This window comes from Serratia sp. CY84636, assembly GCF_052166245.1.
Classification (GTDB): domain Bacteria; phylum Pseudomonadota; class Gammaproteobacteria; order Enterobacterales; family Enterobacteriaceae; genus Serratia; species Serratia nevei.
In genome coordinates, this window is record NZ_JBJNOX010000002.1 from 1,293,520 (window position 1) to 1,312,521 (window position 19,002).

Below are 19,002 nucleotides of genomic sequence, written 5' to 3' on the forward strand. Positions count from 1 at the left end.
CGGGGAAAAGTCTCAGTAGCTGCGCTGCCAGGCGAGATACTGATCGTATTTGCGCAGCGCAATGCGGTAGTTGTTGTGCGCCGCGGTAGGCAGATCGTCGATGATGCGCTGATGGCTGGCGCTGCTGGCGAATTTATCCGCCGGATAGTTGCGCGCCACCAGCATTTCGTCCAGCCGGCGCAGCCGCACCACATACTCGCGGATGGTGCTGTGGCTCATCTCGGTCTGTTCGAACAGATACTGCTTGAACGCCATGATGTCGAAATAGCTCGGGTGGCTGTTGCAGGAGATCTCGCTGCAAAAGCGGCACAGCGCGGTCAGCTCGTGCTGCACGTTTTGCCAGACCGCATCGTCGATCGGCTGATCCATGCGCGCGATGGCTTCTTTATTGATAATCTTGCCGCGAAACACCAGCGCCATGCGGTCCAACAGTTTGCCGCACTGGGAGCAATGGGTCTGGCTGTGCTTGTAGTCTTTCAGGTAACGGCTAAGCGGCCGTTTCTTCAACAGTATTCCTGGCATAAAGGGCAGTCCGATTGTCGCATGAGTCATCGAGTTGAGGGGCGGCGGGTCGCCGTCAGGTATCGTTCGCCAGCCGCGCGCGCAGCCGTTTGATCGCCTGACTGTGCAGTTGGCTGACGCGGGATTCCCCGACGTCCAGCACGGCGCCGATCTCTTTGAGATTCAACTCTTCCTGGTAATACAGCGTCAGCACCATTTTTTCGCGCTCCGGCAACGCCTCGATGGCGTCGATCACCCGCTGGCGCAGGCTGCCTTCCAACAGGTGATGCAGCGGGTTGGCCTCTTCATGCCCTTCCAGCATCGGTTCCGCGTTCTCGCCATGCTCCTCGCGCCATTCGTCGTAGGAGAAAAGCTGGCTGTTATTGGTGTCCAACAGAATTTGACGGTACTCATCCAGCGAGATATTCAGCGTCTGCGCCACTTCCGTCTCGCTCGCCGGACGGCCGTAACGCTGTTCCAGTTGCCGCATCACCTGCGCGACTTCGCGCGCATGGCGCCGCACGCTGCGCGGCACCCAGTCGCGGCTGCGCAGCTCGTCGAGCATCGCGCCGCGAATGCGTTGCACCGCATAGGTGGTAAAGGCGGTTCCTTGTAGGGCGTCATAACGCTCAACGGCGTTCAATAGCCCGATTCCCCCGGCCTGCAGCAAGTCGTCAAGCTCCACGCTGGCGGGCAGCCTGACCTGCAGGCGCAACGCCTCGTGGCGCACTAACGGGACGTAGCGCAGCCAGAGAGAATTTTTGTCCATCACGCCTTCGGCGGTATACAGATCGCTCACTATGTCTTAAACCTGCGGATAAGAGAGTCAGCGCTATTATGCGTAGGGGGCGGAATGCCAATCGGCTGAACAGTCGCACAAAACGGGCTTTATTTGCGCCATGTAATAACCGCGCGGTGCGCGAGCATAAAAAAACCCCGCCGAAGCGGGGTTTCTTTGCGACAGTTAATCGGGAGAGACGATTAACGCAGCAGGGACAGCACGTTCTGAGTAGACTGGTTAGCCTGTGCCAGAACAGAGGTGCCAGCCTGTTGCAGGATGTTGGCACGGCTCATGTTGGACACTTCGGTCGCGTAGTCAGCATCCTGGATACGGGACTGAGAAGCGGACAGGTTGTTAACGGTGCTGTTCAGGTTGTTGATAACAGAATCGAAACGGTTCTGTACCGCACCCAGGGAAGAACGCAGGGAGTCAACCTGAGACAGCGCTTTGTCCAGGGTTGCCAGCGGGTCGGCAGTTTTTGGATCGGTGGACTGTTGCGCGCCTTTGGTCACTTTACCGGAAGCGTCTACGGTCGCTTTGAAGTAAGCGTCGTTGCCGTTATCGTCTTTGCCTTTAACCACATAGCCAGATTTGCCGGCTGGGTCGGTGTAAGTGCGCAGTTCATCGCTACCGCTCAGGCCGCTGATGTTGGTGGTGCCAACTTTAACCTGAGTCTCTTCTTTCAGGCCAGCAGTTGGTTTGGTTGCTGCTGCAGTAGAGTTCCAGGCAACTTTGCCGTCAGCCGCTACGGTTGCATCATAGATGCCGCCATCGGTAGATTTAACGAAGTAGTTGATTTTGCCGGTGCCGTCGTCAGCAGAGTACAGTTTGCCGTCGCTGGTTTTTGGCGTACCGTTGCTGTCCGCAGAGATAGTCGGCGCGCCCATTTTATCAACGGCGGTCAGTTTCGTGGTGCCAATTTTAGTGGTATCGATAGGATCGGCCACGCTGAACTTATCCAGACCCAGAGTTTTAGCGTTGATGTCTTTCAGTTCGATATCGATGGTTTCGCCGTCGTTCGCGCCAACCTGGATGGTCAGTTTCTGATCTGCGCTCAGTACTTTCACGCCGTTGAAATCAGTCTGCTCGGAGATGCGGTTGATTTCAGACAGACGCTGAGAGATCTCGTCCTGGATGGACTGCAGGTCGCTGGAAGAGTTGGAACCGTTCTGAGACTGTACGGTCAGACGACGGATGTTCTGCAGGTTGTCGTTAACTTCGTTCAGTGCGCCTTCAGTGGTCTGCGCCAGGGAGATACCGTCGTTGGCGTTGCGAGAAGCCTGAGTCAGGCCCTTGATGTTCGCGGTGAAACGGTTGGAGATAGCCTGACCCGCAGCATCGTCTTTCGCGCTGTTGATACGCAGACCGGAAGACAGACGCTCAATCGCAGTACCCAGAGAAGACTGAGATTTGTTCAGGTTGTTCTGCGCCATCAGCGACAGGCTGTTAGTGTTAATTACTTGTGCCATTGTTTGCTTTCCTTACGAGTCAGTTGCGTTCTTCGCAACACAGTTAAAAGGTTCGGGCTTGTTTGCCCACGGCGTCAACCACCGTCCCCTCAGGTATCGGCCCTCCCCTAACAACCTTTAGCAATTTTTTAAAATTTTTTGCGCCAGGGGCAATGGCGGAAATAACGCGGTTTTTCCCTCCTCTATTGCGCCATCGTTTTTTTGTTTTTTTCGGTAAACTTTTTCATCACTGGGCCGATAACGCGTAAAGCGAATAAAGTCATTATCAAGGAGAAGCACGAATGGCATCGATCAGTTCATTAGGCATCGGCTCAGGACTCGACCTTAACGGTTTGCTCGACAAGCTGACCAAAGCGGAACAGCAGCGTCTGACGCCGTACACCACCCAGCAGACCAGCTACAACGCCCAGCTAACCGCTTACGGCACGCTGAAAGGCGCACTGGAGAAGTTTGACAATCTGAGCAAAGACCTGGCCAAGCCAGAGTTCTTCAACAACACCACCGCCACCAAGCACGATCAGTTTACCGTGAGCACCACCGACAAGTCGGTGCCGGGCAACTACTCGATCGAGGTGCTGAAACTGGCGCAGCCGCAAACGCTGACCACTCAAACGCCGATCGCCGACCAGCAGGCCAAGCTGGGCACGCCGGGCAGCAACGATCGCTCTATCAGCATCACCGCCGGTGACCCGCCGAAAGAGACCAAGATCCCGCTCGGTGACGATCAGACTTCACTGGTCGAAATGCGCGACGCCATCAATAAGTCGAAATCCGGCGTTACCGCCAGCATCATGCGCGTCGGCGACAATGACTATCAACTGGCATTGAGCTCCACCACACCCGGCGAAAAAAACACCATTGCGGTACAGGTCAATAACGACGACAAGCTCGGCGCCATCCTCAACTACGATCCTAAAAATCCGCCGAAAGATGGCAGCACCGCGATGAAACAAACCGTGCCCGGGCAGGATGCGGAAATCGTCGTCAACGGCACGAAAATCAAGCGCAGCACCAACTCGATCGCCGATGCCTTACAGGGTGTCACGCTCGATCTGAAGAGCACCACCAAGTCCGGCGAACCGCAAAACCTGGTGATCGGCATCGACAAGAGCGGCAGCGCCGACAAGATTAAAGAGTGGGTGGATAACTACAACACACTGCTGGACACTTTCAACTCGCTGACCAAATACACCCCGGTCAAACCCGGTGAAGCGCAGAACGCTAAAAATGGCGCGCTGCTGGGCGACAACACCCTGCGCGGTATTCAGTCCTCGATCAAAAGCGCCCTCAGCTCGGCGCAGGACAACCCGGAGTTGAAAGGCCTGGGCAACCTCGGCATCACCACCAACGTCAAAACCGGCAAGCTGGAAATCGACAGCACCAAGCTGAACAAAGCCATCGACGAAAAACCGGAGCAGGTCGCCAACTTCTTCGCCGGTAACGGCAAAGACACCGGTATGGCCACCCAGATCCACAACGATATCCAAAATTACATCAAGGCCGGCGGCATCATCGAGAACTCGACCAAGAGCATCAATACCAACCTCGATCGCCTGAACATCCAGATCACCACGGTCACGGCCAGCATTCAGAACACCATCGACCGCTATAAGCAGCAGTTCGTTCAGTTAGATACCATGATGTCTAAATTGAGCGGCACGGGTGACTATTTAAAACAGCAATTCTCGGCAAAGTGATCCCTTAACCAGGTAACAGGTAAAGAAACAACATGTATAACAGAAGCGGCACTCAGGCCTATGCACAGGTCAGTCTGGAAAGCGGCGCCATGAGCGCCAGCCCGCACCAGTTAATCGTGATGTTGTTCGACGGGGCGCTCAGCGCCCTGCTTCGCGCACGCATCCTGATGAACCAGGGCGATATCGCCGGCAAAGGCCTGGCGCTGTCCAAAGCCATCAACATCATCGACAACGGCCTGAAAGGCGGTCTGGACCCTCAGCAGGGCGGCGAGATCGCCGAAAACCTGGCGGCGTTGTACGACTACATGAAGCGTCGGTTAATGCAGGCCAATCTGCATAACGACGAGGCGGCGATCGCCGAAGTGGTCAAGCTGCTGGAGAACATCGCCGACGCCTGGCGCCAGATCGGCCCCAACTACCAACCTTCGCAGGACGCCGTGTAATGGAACGTCAACAGCAGCTGTTAGCCGCTTATCAACAAATTTACAGCCTGAGCAGCCAGATGATCGCACTGGCGCAAACCGGGCGCTGGGAAGAGCTCGTCGAACTCGAATTCGCCTACGTGACGGCGGTGGAAAAAACCGCCGCCTTTACCGGGCAAGCCGGCCCGTCTATGGCACTGCAGGAGATGCTGCGCAATAAGCTGCAACAGATCCTCGACAACGAAACCGAGCTCAAGCGTCTGCTGCAGCAGCGCATGGATGAGCTGAAAACGCTGATCGAGCAGTCCACGCGCCAGAACGTGGTCAACAATACCTACGGCCAGTTTCATGACCGCGCGCTGTTGCTGGGGGAACCACAGGTCCGATAAGATCGACAATACTGACGAAAATGGATTAAATAGCACCATGCGCTATTACTCTCGGGTTACGTTAGGATATTAATCTATGGCATTTGAATTATTCAGTTTATGGGTAATTGGTAAAATGCGCGCTTCGAGCCTGGCTCTCACTTTAATGGATAAGCATCATCCCGACACGGACGTTTTCTGTTCAGCAGGAAATTGATTTTTGATAGATAAAACACGCCGCTGTGTTTCACAGCCCATGGAAAAATGTTGCTCCAACGCGGATCAAAGCGTAAAGATATTCCCAGATAATGGCTGCGAAATGAATATCGATGGAACGTACAATTAATCTCTGTCCAGGAATTGGTGCCTCAGCGCACATCGTTCAGCATACTGAATTATTATTCCCTTCAGTCTATTTTGAGCAACCACATCTGTATCTGATACAACAAGGCCATAAGCGCGTACGCTGGCAACAACACGAAGTGGTGGCTCATCCCGGCGAGCTGTTGATTATCGACGGGGGACAAACGGTGGATATTATTAACGGCCCCTCCGAAGAGGGCGTGTTCAGCTGTCAGTTGTTGACCTGCGACCCTCTGCTGCTCACTCTTCAGCCTCCGGCCGAGGAAACGCCGGCGCCGATGCCGTTCGATGCCGTCCTGGCGCTGCGCAATCTGCCCTGCGCCCTGAAGCACAGCTTTGAGACCACCAGCCTGGCGCTGGCGCTCCGGCAGCGTTTTCCCACCATCATCGTGCGGCACAAAATGCTGGAAATTCTGCTGTGGCTGGCCCAGTTCGGCATTCGCTTCATCCACAACGAAGCCAAAGACCTGACGCAGCGCGTGCGCCGCTGCCTGGCAACCGATCCACACAGCATTTGGACCGCGGCCAAAGTCGCGGAGAGCCTGTCGATGAGTGAAGTGATGCTGCGCCGCAAACTGTCGATGGAAAATACCGCGTTGCGCAACCTGATGATCGACGTGCGCATGAGCAGTGCGCTGGCCCTGCTGCAATCCACCGACTGGCCGATATCCGCCATCGCACAAGATGTCGGCTATGAAAGCGCGTCGCGTTTCGCCGAACGTTTTCGCAAGCGCTTCGGCTTTGCGCCTACCGCCATTCGCGGCCACCAAAGGATTATGGAACCTGGCTCCCTGGGGGCCGAAGCGATAGCCGCCGGAGAAACATAAATAGACGCGCAACAAAATGGCTTTATTTGGCACAGGTTCCTAACAGTTGTCACAACGCTGAGATAGGCTAAGCAACGTCGAACCGCCGAAGAGCAAATTAAACGATGCGTAATGAAAAGCGATTATTTTCTCTGGCAATAATGTTGTTGGGGCTGTGGCTTTTAGCATTGCTGTATGAAGAAGACATGATGCGCTTAATTGCCGCACAATAAAATGGCCAGGCTTTTATCGCCTGGTCAGACTTCAGTCCAGTTTAACCAGAATGCCAATTAATACGGCGAGTACTATCAGCATTAAAATACTGATCAGACGCCATCTGGATTCGCTTTTCGTGCTCATTGACCTGCCTCGAATAATAACCCTACTAATCAGGCCATAATAAACGGTCCCCTGCGCATTCAATGAGCCTGACAGCGCCGTTTTCGTCCCTCTATTCGGTACATTAGCGCCCGTTTCCTGTCGATGATGGTGCCGGCCATTACCGGTGCGATACCACCGGCGCAGCAAGCGCCAATTTCCCCGGCAGCTCCGCCACCAGTTTGTCCACCGCCAGCCGCACCTTGAGCGGCTGGTAAGGCATATAGGGCCATACCACATTCACCGGAAAACTGAGGCTGGACTCACCGCGCATGATCTCCACCAACGCCCCCGCCGCCAGCCGATCGCGTACCAGCCACTCCGGCAGCCAGGCAATACCGGCACCGGCGGAAACGGCATCGACGATCCCCTGCATATCATCCATCATCATCTTGGCCGGTGGCCTGAACGGCTGCAGCTCGCCGTTTTCGCCGCGAAGTTGCCAGGGCAACACCGCGCCCGCGTGCAGATACCCCACCGCCTGATGTCGGCTTAACGCCTCTACCGTACTCGGTTCACCGCAGCGCTGCAGATAATCGGGCGAGGCACACAGGAGCATGCCGTGTTCGCCCAGACGCCGGGCAACCAGACTACCGCTGTCCGCCAGCTCGCCGATGCGCACCGCCAGATCGACCCCCTCGTCGACCAGATCGATCCTGCGGTCGCTGAACGAGATTTCCAGTGCCAGCAACGGATGCTCATTCGCCAGCGCCGTCAGCAAGGGGGCGATGCACAGGTGGCCGAACAACACCGGTACCGAGACCCTGAGCCGGCCACTGACCTGCATCTTGCCGCTGTCCAGCTGATTTTCCGCCGCCTGTATGTTCGCCAACGCCTGCCGACAGTGCTCGTAGTACAGCGCCCCTTCATCCGTCAGGCTCAGGCTGCGCGTAGTGCGCATAAACAACATCACGCCGAGCCGCGCCTCCAGCCGCGACACGATTTTGCTGACCGCAGAGCGCGTCAGATGCAGTTTTTCTGCAGCGGCGGCAAAACTGCCGCCTTCCGCCACGGCGACAAAAGCCGGCAGCGCGCTGAGATCGCTTTTCACTTTACCGTTTCCAAATTGGAATCAATTAAGTGAAAACCTATCACCACTGGTGAACATCAAGCAATGATAACCTGCAGTCATTCCGGAATTCCCGGTGAAAACCACAGATGACCGTCAGAGGACAACCACATGAAAAAAATACTGGTGCTCAAATCCAGCATTATGGGAAACGACTCGCAGACCAATAACCTGATTGACCGCTATCTGGCGGAACGTCGGGCCAAAGGGCACGAAGATAAGGTCGTCGAGCACGATCTGACGGCGTTGGATCTGCCGGTATTGGACGGCGAGCTGTTCAGTGCACTGCGCGGCGCGGAAAACACCCGCCCACGCGCCCAAGCGGCGGTGGCGCTGTCCGATCGGCTGATTGCCGAACTGAAAGGGAGCGATCTGCTGCTGATCGGGGCGCCAATGTACAACCTCAACGTACCGACCCAGCTGAAAAACTGGTTCGATCTGGTGGCCCGCGCCCGGGTAACGTTCAACTATACCGCCACCTACCCGGTCGGGTTGGTCGAGGGCGTCAATGCACTGGTATTCAGCTCACGCGGCGGCGTACACGCCGGCCAGCCGACCGACGCCGTGACGCCCTACCTGCGGTCGGTGCTGGGGCTGATGGGGATCGGCGACGTGCAATTTATCTATGCCGAAGGGCTGGATATGAAACCGCACGGCCTCGCGCAGGGACTGGCGAACGCCCACGAACGGATTGTGGAATTGGCGGACTGAGGCCTTTTCGATGTTGCTGACTCTGTTTGTCATCGGCCCTTTTGCCCTCCTGTTAGCCGTCGAGATCCGTCGCTTTTGGCGACGGACCCGGCTCTGACAGGTGGCACAGACCGAACGTCACACCGGCATATTCATAATATCTTGGTAGGCCGCCACCAGCTTGTTGCGCACCTGCACGCCCAGTTGCAAAGAGACCGACGATTTCTGCAGATCGACCATCACATCGTTCAGGCTGATGCCCGGCACGCCCAGTTCAAAATCCTGCGCCTGCTTGCGCGCCGTTTGCTGGGTCTCGCTGATCTTGCCGAGCGCCGCGGTCAGTTCGCTGGCGAAGCTGACGCCCTGTGGCGCCGCATTCTGCCCCATTTTGCCGGCCTGAACCGCCATGGTCTGCATCTGCTGCAGTACCCCTTCAATGCCCTGAATCGCCATCTGGTCCTCAATCATCTCGTCTCGCCGGGTGACGTTTCACCCTGCACTTCTCCAATGATGCACACCCTAGCACAGCGTTTTCAGAGCTAAAGCGGCTAATTAACTGCAAAAAACCCGGCTTATCGGGCAATCAGAATCGTCTGATAAGGCGAATAATGGCCTGCCCAGAAATGGGAGCGCCGCTATTTAGAAGATATGTGTATCAGGGAGTCTGTTTTGTCACACAACGCTAACCATACCGTTCATCAGCCTGGCAGGGAGCTGCTCAGCGGCCCGTACGGGATCGTGAGCGCCATTGAAGGACGAGACCTAAAATGAGTGCTTCGATAACCGCCGGCGAAAGCCGCGACAACGGCCTGCAGGCCATCTGGAATCGTCTGCGCGCCAACCCGAAAATTCCGTTGCTGGTCGCCGCTTCCGCCGCGATCGCGATCGTCGTCGCGCTGCTGTTGTGGGTGAAAAGTCCCGACTACCGCGTGCTGTACAGCAATCTGAACGACCGCGACGGTGGCGCCATCGTCACCCAGCTGACGCAGATGAATATCCCTTACCGCTTTGCCGAGAATGGCGCAGCGCTGCTGATCCCGGCGGAAAAGGTGCATGAAACCCGCCTGCGCCTGGCGCAGCAAGGGCTGCCGAAAGGCGGCGCCGTCGGCTTCGAACTGCTGGATCAGGAAAAATTCGGCATCAGCCAGTTCAGCGAGCAGATCAACTATCAGCGTGCCCTCGAGGGCGAGCTGTCGCGCACTATCGAATCGCTGGGGCCGGTGCAAAACGCCCGCGTTCACCTGGCGCTGCCTAAACCTTCGCTGTTCGTGCGCGAACAAAAATCCCCTTCCGCGTCGGTAACGCTGACCCTGCAACCCGGCCGTGCGCTGGACGATGGCCAGATCAACGCCATCGTTTATATGGTGTCGAGCAGCGTCGCCGGCCTGCCGCCGGGCAATGTGACCGTGGTCGATCAGGCTGGCCGTCTGCTGACGCAGTCCGACGGCACCGGGCGCGATCTCAACGCCTCGCAGCTGAAATACGCCAACGAAGTGGAAAACGGCTTCCAGCGCCGCATCGAAGCGATCCTCGCCCCGGTGGTCGGCAGCGCCAACGTGCGCGCGCAGGTCACGGCGCAAATCGACTTCGCCACTCGCGAACAAACCGATGAACAGTACCAACCTAACCAACAGCCTGACAAAGCCGCTATCCGCTCTCAGCAAACCAGCCTGAGCGAGCAGATCGGCGGGCCACAGGTAGGCGGCGTGCCGGGCGCACTGTCCAATCAGCCAAGCGCGCCGGCCACGGCACCGATTGAGACCGCCAAGCCGGCCACCGCCGCAGGCAACAATGCCAACGCCAACGCCACCGCGCAAAACGCCGCGACCACCCGCAGCGCGGCGGCCAGCGGCGTACCGCAAAATACCCGTCGCGACGCGACCACCAACTACGAGCTCGACCGCACCATTCGCCATACCCAGCAAAAAGCCGGCACCGTGCAGCGTTTGTCGGTCGCCGTGGTCGTCAACTATCTGGGCACCGATAAAGACGGCAAACCGCAGCCGATGAGCAAAGAGCAGCTGGCGCAGATCGAAGCGCTGGTGCGTGAAGCGATGGGCTACTCCAGCAGCCGTGGCGATACCCTGAACGTGGTCAACACGCCGTTTACCGACAGTCAGGTGACCGGTGGCGAACTGCCGTTCTGGCAAAGCCAGTCGTTTATCGATCGTCTGATCGACGCGGGCCGCTATCTGCTGGTGCTGCTGGTGGCCTGGCTGCTGTGGCGCAAACTGGTGCGGCCGCAGCTGCAACAGCGCCAGGCGGCGCAACAGGCCGCCGTCGCCGCCGCCAACGCCCCTGCCGCCAAACCGGTCGACAGCAGCAAACCGAGCAACGAGGAGCTGGCGCAGCGTCGTAAATCGCAGCAGCGCGTCAGCGCAGAAGTCCAGAGCCAGCGGATCCGCGATCTGGCTGACAAAGACCCACGCGTGGTCGCTCTGGTAATCCGCCAATGGATGAGTAACGAGATATGAGCCTGACCGGAACCGACAAAAGCGCCATCCTGCTGATGACGCTGGGTGAAGATCGCGCGGCGGAGGTGTTCAAACACCTCTCCTCGCGCGAAGTACAGCTGCTGAGCGGCACCATGGCCGGCATGAGCCAGGTTTCGCACAAACAGCTCGGCGAAGTACTGACCGAGTTTGAAGACGACGCCGAGCAATACGCGGCGCTGAGCGTCAACGCCAGCGACTACCTGCGTTCGGTGCTGGTCAAAGCGCTGGGCGAAGAGCGCGCCGCCAGCCTGCTGGAAGACATTCTCGAATCGCGCGAGACCACCACCGGCATGGAAACGCTCAACTTTATGGAGCCGCAGAGCGCTGCCGATCTGATCCGCGACGAACACCCGCAGATCATCGCCACCATTCTGGTGCACCTCAAACGCGGCCAGGCGGCAGATATCCTGGCCCTGTTCGACGAACGCCTGCGCAACGACGTGATGCTGCGTATCGCCACCTTCGGCGGCGTACAGCCGGCGGCGTTGGCGGAGTTGACCGAAGTGCTGAACAATCTGCTCGACGGCCAGAACCTCAAGCGCAGCAAAATGGGCGGGGTGCGCACCGCCGCCGAGATCATCAACCTGATGAAAACCCAGCAGGAAGAAGCGGTCATCGACGCGATGCGCGAATACGACGGCGAGCTGGCGCAGAAGATCATCGACGAGATGTTCCTGTTCGAAAACCTGGTGGAGGTCGACGATCGCAGTATCCAACGCCTGCTGCAGGAAGTGGAAGGCGAGTCGCTGCTGATTGCGTTGAAAGGCGCCGAGCAGCCGCTGCGCGAGAAGTTCCTCAAGAACATGTCGCAACGCGCCGCCGACATCCTGCGCGACGATCTGGCCAACCGTGGGCCGGTGCGCATGTCGCAGGTGGAGAACGAGCAGAAAGCCATTCTGCTGGTGGTAAGACGCCTGGCGGAAAGCGGCGAAATGATCATCGGCGGCGGCGAGGACACCTATGTCTGATCGCATTAACACCCTGCCCTGGCAGCCCTGGTCGCTCAACGATTTGGGCGAACAGAAACCGGCTGTCGAACTGCCGCAGTTGCCGGATCTCGAACTTGACGATCCGTCGCCGGACGCACAGGCCGAATTGCAGCAGCAGTTGGCGACGCTGCGCCTGCAGGCGGAGCAACAGGGCCAGCAGTTGGGCTATGCCGACGGCCAGCAAAAAGGCTATGAGGCCGGTTTTCAGTCCGGACTGGAGGAAGGCCGCCAGCAAGGGCTGCTGGAAGCGCAACAGCAGCAGCAGCCGCTGACTGCCCACTGGCAGCAGCTGGTCACCGAATTTCAGCACACGCTGGACGCGCTCGACAGCGTGATCGCTTCGCGGCTGATGCAGCTGGCACTGACCGCCGCCAAACAGGTGCTGGGCCAGCCGCCGGTATGCGACGGCACCGCCCTGCTGGCGCAGATCCAACAGCTGATCCAACAGGAACCGATGTTCAACGGCAAGCCGCAGCTGCGGGTGCACCCGGACGACTACCCGCGCGTCGAGCAGCAGCTGGGGGTCACCCTCAGCCTGCACGGCTGGCGCCTGCTGGCGGACGGCGAGCTGCACCCGGGCGGCTGCAAGGTCAGCGCCGAGGAAGGCGATCTCGACGCCAGCCTGGCGACGCGCTGGCATGAACTGTGCCGCCTGGCGGCACCGGGAGAAGTCTGATGACCGCGCGTCTCGGCCGCTGGCTGAGCTCTCTGGATACGCTGGAAAAACGCATCGCGCGCGCGCCGACGGTGCGCCGCTATGGTCGCCTGACCCGTGCGACCGGGCTGGTGCTGGAGGCTACCGGCCTGCAGCTGCCGCTCGGCGCGACCTGCCTCATCGAACGGCACGACGCCGGTGAGGTGCAGGAAGTGGAAAGCGAAGTGGTCGGCTTCAACGGCCAGCGGCTGTTCCTGATGCCGCTGGAAGAAGTGGAAGGCATCGTGCCGGGCGCGCGGGTTTACGCCCGCATCGCGCCGGAAGGCCAAAGCGCCGGCAAACAGCTGCCGCTCGGCCCGGCCCTGTTGGGACGGGTGCTGGACGGCAGCGCCAAACCGCTCGACGGCCTGCCTTCACCGGAAACCGGTTACCGCGCGCCGCTGATCACCGCGCCGTTCAACCCCTTGCAGCGCACGCCGATCGAGCAGGTGCTGGACGTGGGGGTGCGCACCATCAACGGCCTGCTGACCGTCGGCCGCGGCCAGCGTATGGGCCTGTTCGCCGGCTCCGGCGTCGGCAAGAGCGTGCTGCTCGGCATGATGGCCCGTTATACCCAGGCGGATGTGATCGTCGTTGGCCTGATCGGCGAGCGTGGCCGCGAGGTCAAAGACTTTATCGAGAACATTCTCGGCGCCGAAGGCCGGGCGCGCTCGGTGGTGATCGCCGCGCCGGCGGACGTGTCGCCGCTGCTGCGCATGCAGGGGGCGGCCTACGCCACCCGCATCGCCGAAGATTTCCGCGATCGCGGGCAGCATGTGTTGTTGATCATGGATTCCCTCACCCGCTACGCCATGGCGCAGCGTGAGATCGCCCTGGCCATCGGCGAGCCGCCGGCGACCAAAGGCTATCCGCCTTCGGTCTTCGCCAAGCTGCCTGCGCTGGTGGAACGCGCGGGCAACGGCATCAGCGGCGGCGGTTCCATCACCGCCTTCTACACCGTGTTGACCGAAGGGGACGATCAGCAAGACCCGATCGCCGACTCGGCGCGCGCAATTCTCGATGGCCACGTGGTGCTGTCCCGGCGCCTGGCGGAAGCCGGCCACTACCCGGCGATCGACATCGAAGCGTCAATCAGCCGCGCCATGACGTCGCTGATCGACGAAGAGCATTACCGCCGGGTGCGCACCTTCAAACAGATGCTGGCCAGCTATCAGCGCAACCGCGATCTGATCAGCGTCGGCGCCTACGCGGCGGGCAGCGATCCGTTGCTGGACAAAGCGATGACGCTGTATCCGCAGATGGAAGCTTACCTGCAACAGGGCATCTTTGAACGCAGCGGCTATGATGAAGCCTGTCAACAGCTGCAGCAGTTGATTGTTTAACGTCACCAGAGGCGCACAGCGATGAAATCACAATCCCCCCTGATTACCCTGCGAGATCTGGCGCAGGATGCGGTGGAACAGGCCGCGCAACAGCTGGGCCAGGTACGGCAGGCGCAGCAGGCGGCAGAGCAGCAGCTGTCGATGCTGCTCAACTATCAGGACGAATACCGCCAGAAGCTGAATCATACGCTCTGCGACGGCATGGACAGCTCACGCTGGCAAAACTACCAGCAGTTTATCGGCACGCTGGAACAGGCCATCGACCAACACCGCCAGCAGCTGCTGCAGTGGGGGCAGAAAGTGGATCATGCGGTGAAGCAATGGCAAGACAAACAACAGCGGCTGAACGCTTTCGAGACCCTGCATACCCGCGCTCTGACGGCGGAGCAGCAGCAGGAGAACAAACGGGATCAAAAACTGATGGATGAGTTCGCTCAACGCAGTGCACAAAGGAATATCAACCCATGAATCTGAACGCCCTGCCCGGCCTGGCCTTACCCGGCGACGCCGGCGGCCTGGCCGAACTGACGTCGGCGCTGGATGAGAGCCAGCTGTCGTCCGCTTTCGCCCAGCTGCTCGGCGCCCGTTTCGCGCCCGCCGCCGACGGCAAACAGCCGCCGGTCGCGCTGAGCGCGGACGAAGAACGCGCCCCGGCCCTGAGCCGCAACCAGCTCAATCAACTGCTGGCCACCTTCGGCGAGCGCGGCGGCCTGCTGCCGGGCCAGACGGCCTCAGCCGACGCGCTTTCACCTGAGGGCGCCGAGGACGAAGCGCCCGCCGCCGGCGACAAACCGGCGCAGCCGCCGATCGCCGCCGCCAAAGAGCTGGATGCCGCAACGCTGCAGGCGCTGTACGCCATGCTGCCGGCCGCGATCGTCGCCCAGGCGCAACCGGCCGAAGGCCAACGCTCGCTGCCGGTGGATAGCGCTGACGAGGCGACTGCGCTGCAGCCCGGCAATGGCCTGCTGAACATCGCGGCGGCCGGTGATAAAACCGCCGCGCGTTCATCGGCATCCCCCGCTCCGTCGCTGACGGAGGCGAAAACGTCGGCTACCGACGGCGATAATGCCAAGGCGGCGCTCCCGCAACCGACCAACGGCGAACGAGCAAGCACCGCACAGCCGCTGCCGGCGAGCGATGCGCAGCAGCCACCGACGCTCAACCACGCCGTCGCCCTGGCCGCCGCCAGCCCAACGCAAACGGCCGCTCCTGCCAGCGCACTGGTGACCGCACCGCCTGCGCCGCAGCTCAACGCGCAGCTGGGCAGCCCGGAGTGGCAGCAGGCGTTGAACCAGCAGGTGCTGATGTTCCACCGCAACGGCCAGCAGAGCGCCGAGCTGCGCCTGCACCCGCAGGAACTGGGCGCCCTGCAGATCACGCTGAAACTGGACGATCAGCAGGCGCAGCTGCACATCGCCTCCGCTCACGGTCAGGTGCGTGCGGCGGTGGAAGCGGCGATGCCGCAGCTGCGGCACGCGCTGGCGGAGAGTGGGATCAACCTGGGGCAAAGCAGCGTGGGCGGCGAGTCCACCCCGCAATGGCAGCAGCAGGCGCAACAGCAGGCTTCCAACGGCCAGGGGCGTTCCAGCTATGCTGAACATCATGGCGGTGACGGCGCAGCCGCCGAGGGCGTCAGCGCACCGGCGGCGCTGCAGCGTATGGCCAGCGCGGTCAACGGCGTCGATATTTTCGCCTAAGCCGCCGCAAACGCCCAAGCTGGCACCCATTTGCGCGTCTATTCAGGCTATTGCACGCCACAATAGACGCGATAATACCTTTACATGTCATGCGTGCGGCCTTGCCGCGCGCTATGCCCGCCGCCTCGCCGGCCGCGGGTGGAACAACAGGAATTAGATTTCGCTATGTCTCAGAACTCCCTTCCGGCAGCACCGAAACGCCCCCTTCTGGTCATCCTGCTGGTCTTGATCAGCGTCGTCGCCTGTGGCGCCGCGGGCTACAGCTGGTGGCTGCTGCAACAGCATAAAAACGGTGCCGAACCGGCCGCTGCCAAACAGCAACCGCCGGCCGCGCCGGTGTTCATGCCGCTCGACACCTTTACCGTCAACCTGGTGACGCCGGACAACAACCCGGATCGCGTGCTGTACATCGGCCTCACGCTGCGTCTGCCGGACGAAAGTACCCGCCGCCAGCTGAACGATTTTCTGCCGGAAGTGCGCAGCCGTCTGCTGATGCTGCTCTCCCGTCAGGAAGCGAGCCAGCTGGCCAATGAACAAGGGAAGCAACAGTTGGTGGCGCAGATTAAGGACGTGCTCAGCCCGCCGCTGGTTAAGGGACAACCGAAGCAGGTGGTCAGCGACGTGCTGTTCACCGCCTTCATACTGCGGTAATCACTATGGGCGATAGCATTCTTTCACAGGCAGAGATCGACGCCTTGCTCAACGGCGACAGCGCGGGTGATGAACCCGAAGCGATAGTCGGCAAAGAGAGCGAGGTCAAGCCTTACGATCCGAACACCCAGCGCCGCGTGGTGCGCGAGCGTCTGCACGCGCTGGAAATCATCAACGAACGTTTTGCCCGGCAGTTCCGCATGGGGTTGTTCAACCTGCTGCGCCGCAGCCCGGACATTACCGTCGGCCCGATCAAAATCCAGCCGTATCACGAGTTCGCCCGCAACCTGCCGGTGCCGACCAACCTGAACCTGGTGCATCTGAACCCGCTGCGCGGCACCGCCCTGTTCGTGTTCGCGCCGAGCCTGGTGTTCATCGCCGTCGATAACCTGTTCGGCGGCGACGGCCGCTTCCCGACCAAGGTCGAAGGCCGCGAGTTCACCCCGACCGAACAGCGGGTGATCAAGCGCATGCTGCGCCTGGCGCTGGACGCCTACGGCGACGCCTGGAGCGCCATCTACAAGATCGACGTGGAGTACGTGCGCGCCGAAATGCAGGTGAAGTTCACCAACATCACCACCTCGCCGAACGACATCGTGGTCACCACGCCGTTCCAGGTGGAGATCGGCGCGCTGACCGGCGAGTTCAACATCTGCATTCCGTTCGCAATGATCGAACCGCTGCGCGAGCTGTTGACCAACCCGCCGCTGGAAAATTCGCGGCAGGAAGACAGCCACTGGCGCGAAACCCTGGTGAAGCAGGTGCAGCACTCCGAACTGGAGCTGATCGCCAACTTCGTCGATATCCCGATGCGGCTGTCGAAAGTCCTGAAGCTGCAGCCGGGCGATGTATTACCGATAGACAAGCCGGAACGCCTGATCGCCCATGTGGACGGCGTACCGGTTCTGACCAGCCAATACGGCACGTTGAACGGGCAATATGCCCTGCGTGTTGAACATTTGATTAACCCTATTTTGAATGCTCTGAGTGAGGAACAGCCCAATGAGTGATCCTAAGCAACCGTCTGGCGAAGGAAAGGAATCCGTAGACGATCTGTGGGCTGATGCGTTTAACGAGCAGCAGTCGACAGAGAAATCCGGCGCGAGCACCGAAGGGGTGTTCAAGTCGCTGGAAGCTCAGGATGCGCTCGGCAGCCTGCAGGATATCGACCTGATCCTGGATATTCCGGTCAAGCTGACCGTGGAACTGGGGCGCACCAAGATGACCATCAAAGAGCTGCTGCGCCTGTCGCAAGGCTCGGTGGTGGCGCTGGACGGCCTGGCCGGCGAGCCGCTGGACATCCTGATCAACGGTTACCTGATCGCACAAGGTGAAGTGGTGGTGGTGGCCGACAAGTTCGGCGTGCGCATCACCGACATCATCACCCCGTCCGAACGCATGCGTCGACTGAGCCGCTGATGACCGTCGCAGCGCCCGTTACCGTCCAAAGTACCCAACAACCCGCCGCGCCGGCCTTGCCGGCCGGTTCGGTGTTGATGCAGGTCAGCAGCGCGCTCGGCGGCATTCTGCTGCTGATCCTGCTGGCCGGTTGGCTGTTCCGCCGGCTGGGCTTCGCCCCGCAGGCGCGCAACAACAAGCTGCTCAACCTGCGCGCCAGTTGCCAGGTCGGGCAGCGCGAGCGCGTGGTGGTGGTGGAAGTCGACGATACCTTGCTGGTACTGGGCGTCACCGCCCAGCAGATCACCCCGCTGCACACCCTGCCCGCCCCGTCGAAAGACGAGGGTGCGGCCGATGCGGCGACGCCGGCGGACTTCCGCCAACTGATGCAAAAAGTTCTGAAACGCCCGGAAAAATCGGCATGACCTCGACTCTTCATACCCTCGTCCGCCGTCCGGCGGTTTGGCTCCCTGCCGCCCTGCTGTTCATCAGCCCGGCGGCTGTGGCGCAACTGCCGGGGCTGATCAGTCAGCCGCTGGCCAACGGCGGCCAAAGCTGGTCGCTGCCGGTGCAGACGCTGGTGCTGTTAACCTCGCTGACCTTCCTGCCCGCCATGCTGCTGATGATGACCAGCTTTACCCGCATCATCATCGTACTCGGGCTGCTGCGCAACGCGCTGGGCACCCCGTCGGCGCCGCCGAATCAGGTGATGCTGGGGCTGGCATTGTTCCTGACCTTCTTCATCATGTCGCCGGTGTTCGACAAGGTCTATCAGGACGCCTACCTGCCGTTCAGCCAGGACAAGATCGGGCTGGAGGTCGCGCTGGATAAAGGCGCGCAGCCGCTGCGCGAATTCATGCTGCGCCAAACGCGCGAAACCGATCTCGCGCTGTACGCCAGGCTGGCCAATCAGCCGCCGCTGGCCGGCCCGGAGGCGGTGCCGATGCGCATCCTGCTGCCCGCCTACGTCACCAGCGAACTGAAAACGGCCTTCCAGATCGGCTTTACGGTGTTCATTCCGTTCCTGATTATCGACCTGGTGGTCGCCAGCGTGCTGATGGCGCTGGGGATGATGATGGTGCCGCCGGCCACCATCTCGCTGCCGTTCAAGCTGATGCTGTTCGTGCTGGTCGATGGCTGGCAGCTGCTGCTCGGCTCGCTGGCGCAGAGCTTCTATTCGTAACCCCCGAT

Annotated in this window: 22 protein-coding genes; 16 read left to right on the top strand and 6 right to left on the bottom strand. The window is 60.3% G+C overall.

Going from position 1 to position 19,002, the window contains the following annotated elements:
* Nucleotides 1-12: 12 nt before the first annotated feature.
* The 4 genes from fliZ to ACJ8QI_RS10675 all read right to left on the bottom strand — a co-directional run bounded on the left by fliZ (nucleotide 13) and on the right by ACJ8QI_RS10675 (nucleotide 3,039).
* A complete protein-coding gene (fliZ, locus tag ACJ8QI_RS10660) occupies nucleotides 13-522 on the bottom strand; it encodes a flagella biosynthesis regulatory protein FliZ (RefSeq protein WP_025303240.1) in 510 nt (169 codons plus the stop codon).
* A 55-nt stretch (nucleotides 523-577) separates the two neighbouring features.
* Nucleotides 578-1,300: an RNA polymerase sigma factor FliA gene (locus tag ACJ8QI_RS10665; RefSeq protein WP_004934752.1), complete on the bottom strand. Its 723-nt coding sequence runs from the start codon at nucleotides 1,298-1,300 to the stop codon at nucleotides 578-580.
* Nucleotides 1,301-1,482: 182 nt separating this feature from the next.
* The gene (locus ACJ8QI_RS10670) at nucleotides 1,483-2,751 is read right to left on the bottom strand and encodes a FliC/FljB family flagellin (protein ID WP_343180763.1); all 1,269 of its coding nucleotides are present in this window, start codon (nucleotides 2,749-2,751) and stop codon (nucleotides 1,483-1,485) included.
* 117 nt (nucleotides 2,752-2,868) lie between these two features.
* On the bottom strand, nucleotides 2,869-3,039 hold the full coding sequence (locus tag ACJ8QI_RS10675; RefSeq protein WP_225528669.1) for a hypothetical protein: 171 nt from the start codon (nucleotides 3,037-3,039) through the stop codon (nucleotides 2,869-2,871).
* Between ACJ8QI_RS10675 and fliD the strand changes: the two genes are divergently transcribed.
* From fliD to ACJ8QI_RS10695, 4 genes are all read left to right on the top strand, one after another.
* Complete coding sequence (gene fliD, locus ACJ8QI_RS10680; protein WP_442532459.1) at nucleotides 3,033-4,448, top strand: flagellar filament capping protein FliD; 1,416 nt, start codon at nucleotides 3,033-3,035, stop codon at nucleotides 4,446-4,448. The two genes, ACJ8QI_RS10675 and fliD, sit on opposite strands and share 7 nt — an antisense overlap.
* A gap of 32 nt (nucleotides 4,449-4,480) precedes the next feature.
* Nucleotides 4,481-4,891, top strand: coding sequence for a flagellar export chaperone FliS (gene fliS / locus ACJ8QI_RS10685; RefSeq protein ID WP_038876901.1), 411 nt, complete (start codon nucleotides 4,481-4,483; stop codon nucleotides 4,889-4,891).
* Entirely contained in the window at nucleotides 4,891-5,259 is a 369-nt protein-coding gene (fliT, locus tag ACJ8QI_RS10690) for a flagella biosynthesis regulatory protein FliT (RefSeq protein ID WP_038876898.1), read from the top strand. The genes fliS and fliT overlap by 1 nt, the downstream gene beginning before the upstream one ends.
* Before the next feature lie 308 nt (nucleotides 5,260-5,567).
* The gene (locus ACJ8QI_RS10695; protein WP_442532460.1) at nucleotides 5,568-6,428 is read left to right on the top strand and encodes a helix-turn-helix transcriptional regulator; all 861 of its coding nucleotides are present in this window, start codon (nucleotides 5,568-5,570) and stop codon (nucleotides 6,426-6,428) included.
* 478 nt (nucleotides 6,429-6,906) lie between these two features.
* Here ACJ8QI_RS10695 and ACJ8QI_RS10700 read toward each other — a convergent pair whose 3' ends face one another.
* On the bottom strand, nucleotides 6,907-7,836 hold the full coding sequence (locus ACJ8QI_RS10700; RefSeq protein ID WP_442532461.1) for a LysR substrate-binding domain-containing protein: 930 nt from the start codon (nucleotides 7,834-7,836) through the stop codon (nucleotides 6,907-6,909).
* A 129-nt stretch (nucleotides 7,837-7,965) separates the two neighbouring features.
* Between ACJ8QI_RS10700 and ACJ8QI_RS10705 the strand changes: the two genes are divergently transcribed.
* Nucleotides 7,966-8,565, top strand: coding sequence for an FMN-dependent NADH-azoreductase (locus tag ACJ8QI_RS10705; RefSeq protein WP_442532462.1), 600 nt, complete (start codon nucleotides 7,966-7,968; stop codon nucleotides 8,563-8,565).
* A gap of 117 nt (nucleotides 8,566-8,682) precedes the next feature.
* Here the strand turns inward: ACJ8QI_RS10705 and fliE are convergent, their stop codons facing one another.
* Nucleotides 8,683-8,997 (bottom strand): flagellar hook-basal body complex protein FliE, encoded by a 315-nt coding sequence (gene fliE, locus ACJ8QI_RS10710; RefSeq protein WP_025159836.1) that lies wholly within the window; start codon nucleotides 8,995-8,997, stop codon nucleotides 8,683-8,685.
* A 314-nt stretch (nucleotides 8,998-9,311) separates the two neighbouring features.
* On the opposite strand from fliE, the gene fliF reads away from it, so the two are divergent.
* The 11 genes from fliF to fliP all read left to right on the top strand — a co-directional run bounded on the left by fliF (nucleotide 9,312) and on the right by fliP (nucleotide 18,994).
* On the top strand, nucleotides 9,312-11,018 hold the full coding sequence (gene fliF, locus ACJ8QI_RS10715) for a flagellar basal-body MS-ring/collar protein FliF (RefSeq protein WP_149571144.1): 1,707 nt from the start codon (nucleotides 9,312-9,314) through the stop codon (nucleotides 11,016-11,018).
* Nucleotides 11,015-12,007, top strand: coding sequence for a flagellar motor switch protein FliG (gene fliG / locus ACJ8QI_RS10720; protein WP_060420814.1), 993 nt, complete (start codon nucleotides 11,015-11,017; stop codon nucleotides 12,005-12,007). The genes fliF and fliG overlap by 4 nt, the downstream gene beginning before the upstream one ends.
* The gene (fliH, locus tag ACJ8QI_RS10725; RefSeq protein ID WP_038876881.1) at nucleotides 12,000-12,704 is read left to right on the top strand and encodes a flagellar assembly protein FliH; all 705 of its coding nucleotides are present in this window, start codon (nucleotides 12,000-12,002) and stop codon (nucleotides 12,702-12,704) included. The genes fliG and fliH overlap by 8 nt, the downstream gene beginning before the upstream one ends.
* Nucleotides 12,704-14,065 (top strand): flagellar protein export ATPase FliI, encoded by a 1,362-nt coding sequence (gene fliI / locus ACJ8QI_RS10730; protein ID WP_004934781.1) that lies wholly within the window; start codon nucleotides 12,704-12,706, stop codon nucleotides 14,063-14,065. Before fliH ends, fliI begins: the two co-directional genes overlap by 1 nt.
* A gap of 21 nt (nucleotides 14,066-14,086) precedes the next feature.
* Nucleotides 14,087-14,533, top strand: a complete 447-nt coding sequence (gene fliJ, locus ACJ8QI_RS10735) for a flagellar export protein FliJ (protein WP_033647768.1) — start codon at nucleotides 14,087-14,089, stop codon at nucleotides 14,531-14,533.
* Nucleotides 14,530-15,762 carry a flagellar hook-length control protein FliK gene (locus ACJ8QI_RS10740; protein WP_060420811.1) on the top strand — a complete coding sequence of 411 codons (1,233 nt, stop codon included), beginning with the start codon at nucleotides 14,530-14,532 and terminating at the stop codon, nucleotides 15,760-15,762. The genes fliJ and ACJ8QI_RS10740 overlap by 4 nt, the downstream gene beginning before the upstream one ends.
* Nucleotides 15,763-15,927: 165 nt before the next feature.
* Complete coding sequence (fliL, locus tag ACJ8QI_RS10745; protein WP_004934797.1) at nucleotides 15,928-16,413, top strand: flagellar basal body-associated protein FliL; 486 nt, start codon at nucleotides 15,928-15,930, stop codon at nucleotides 16,411-16,413.
* Between the two features lie 5 nt (nucleotides 16,414-16,418).
* The gene (gene fliM / locus ACJ8QI_RS10750; protein WP_025303254.1) at nucleotides 16,419-17,423 is read left to right on the top strand and encodes a flagellar motor switch protein FliM; all 1,005 of its coding nucleotides are present in this window, start codon (nucleotides 16,419-16,421) and stop codon (nucleotides 17,421-17,423) included.
* Complete coding sequence (gene fliN / locus ACJ8QI_RS10755; RefSeq protein WP_038876868.1) at nucleotides 17,416-17,832, top strand: flagellar motor switch protein FliN; 417 nt, start codon at nucleotides 17,416-17,418, stop codon at nucleotides 17,830-17,832. Before fliM ends, fliN begins: the two co-directional genes overlap by 8 nt.
* The gene (gene fliO / locus ACJ8QI_RS10760; protein ID WP_442532463.1) at nucleotides 17,832-18,236 is read left to right on the top strand and encodes a flagellar biosynthetic protein FliO; all 405 of its coding nucleotides are present in this window, start codon (nucleotides 17,832-17,834) and stop codon (nucleotides 18,234-18,236) included. The genes fliN and fliO overlap by 1 nt, the downstream gene beginning before the upstream one ends.
* Nucleotides 18,233-18,994, top strand: a complete 762-nt coding sequence (gene fliP / locus ACJ8QI_RS10765; RefSeq protein ID WP_060420806.1) for a flagellar type III secretion system pore protein FliP — start codon at nucleotides 18,233-18,235, stop codon at nucleotides 18,992-18,994. The genes fliO and fliP overlap by 4 nt, the downstream gene beginning before the upstream one ends.
* Nucleotides 18,995-19,002 lie beyond the last annotated feature (8 nt).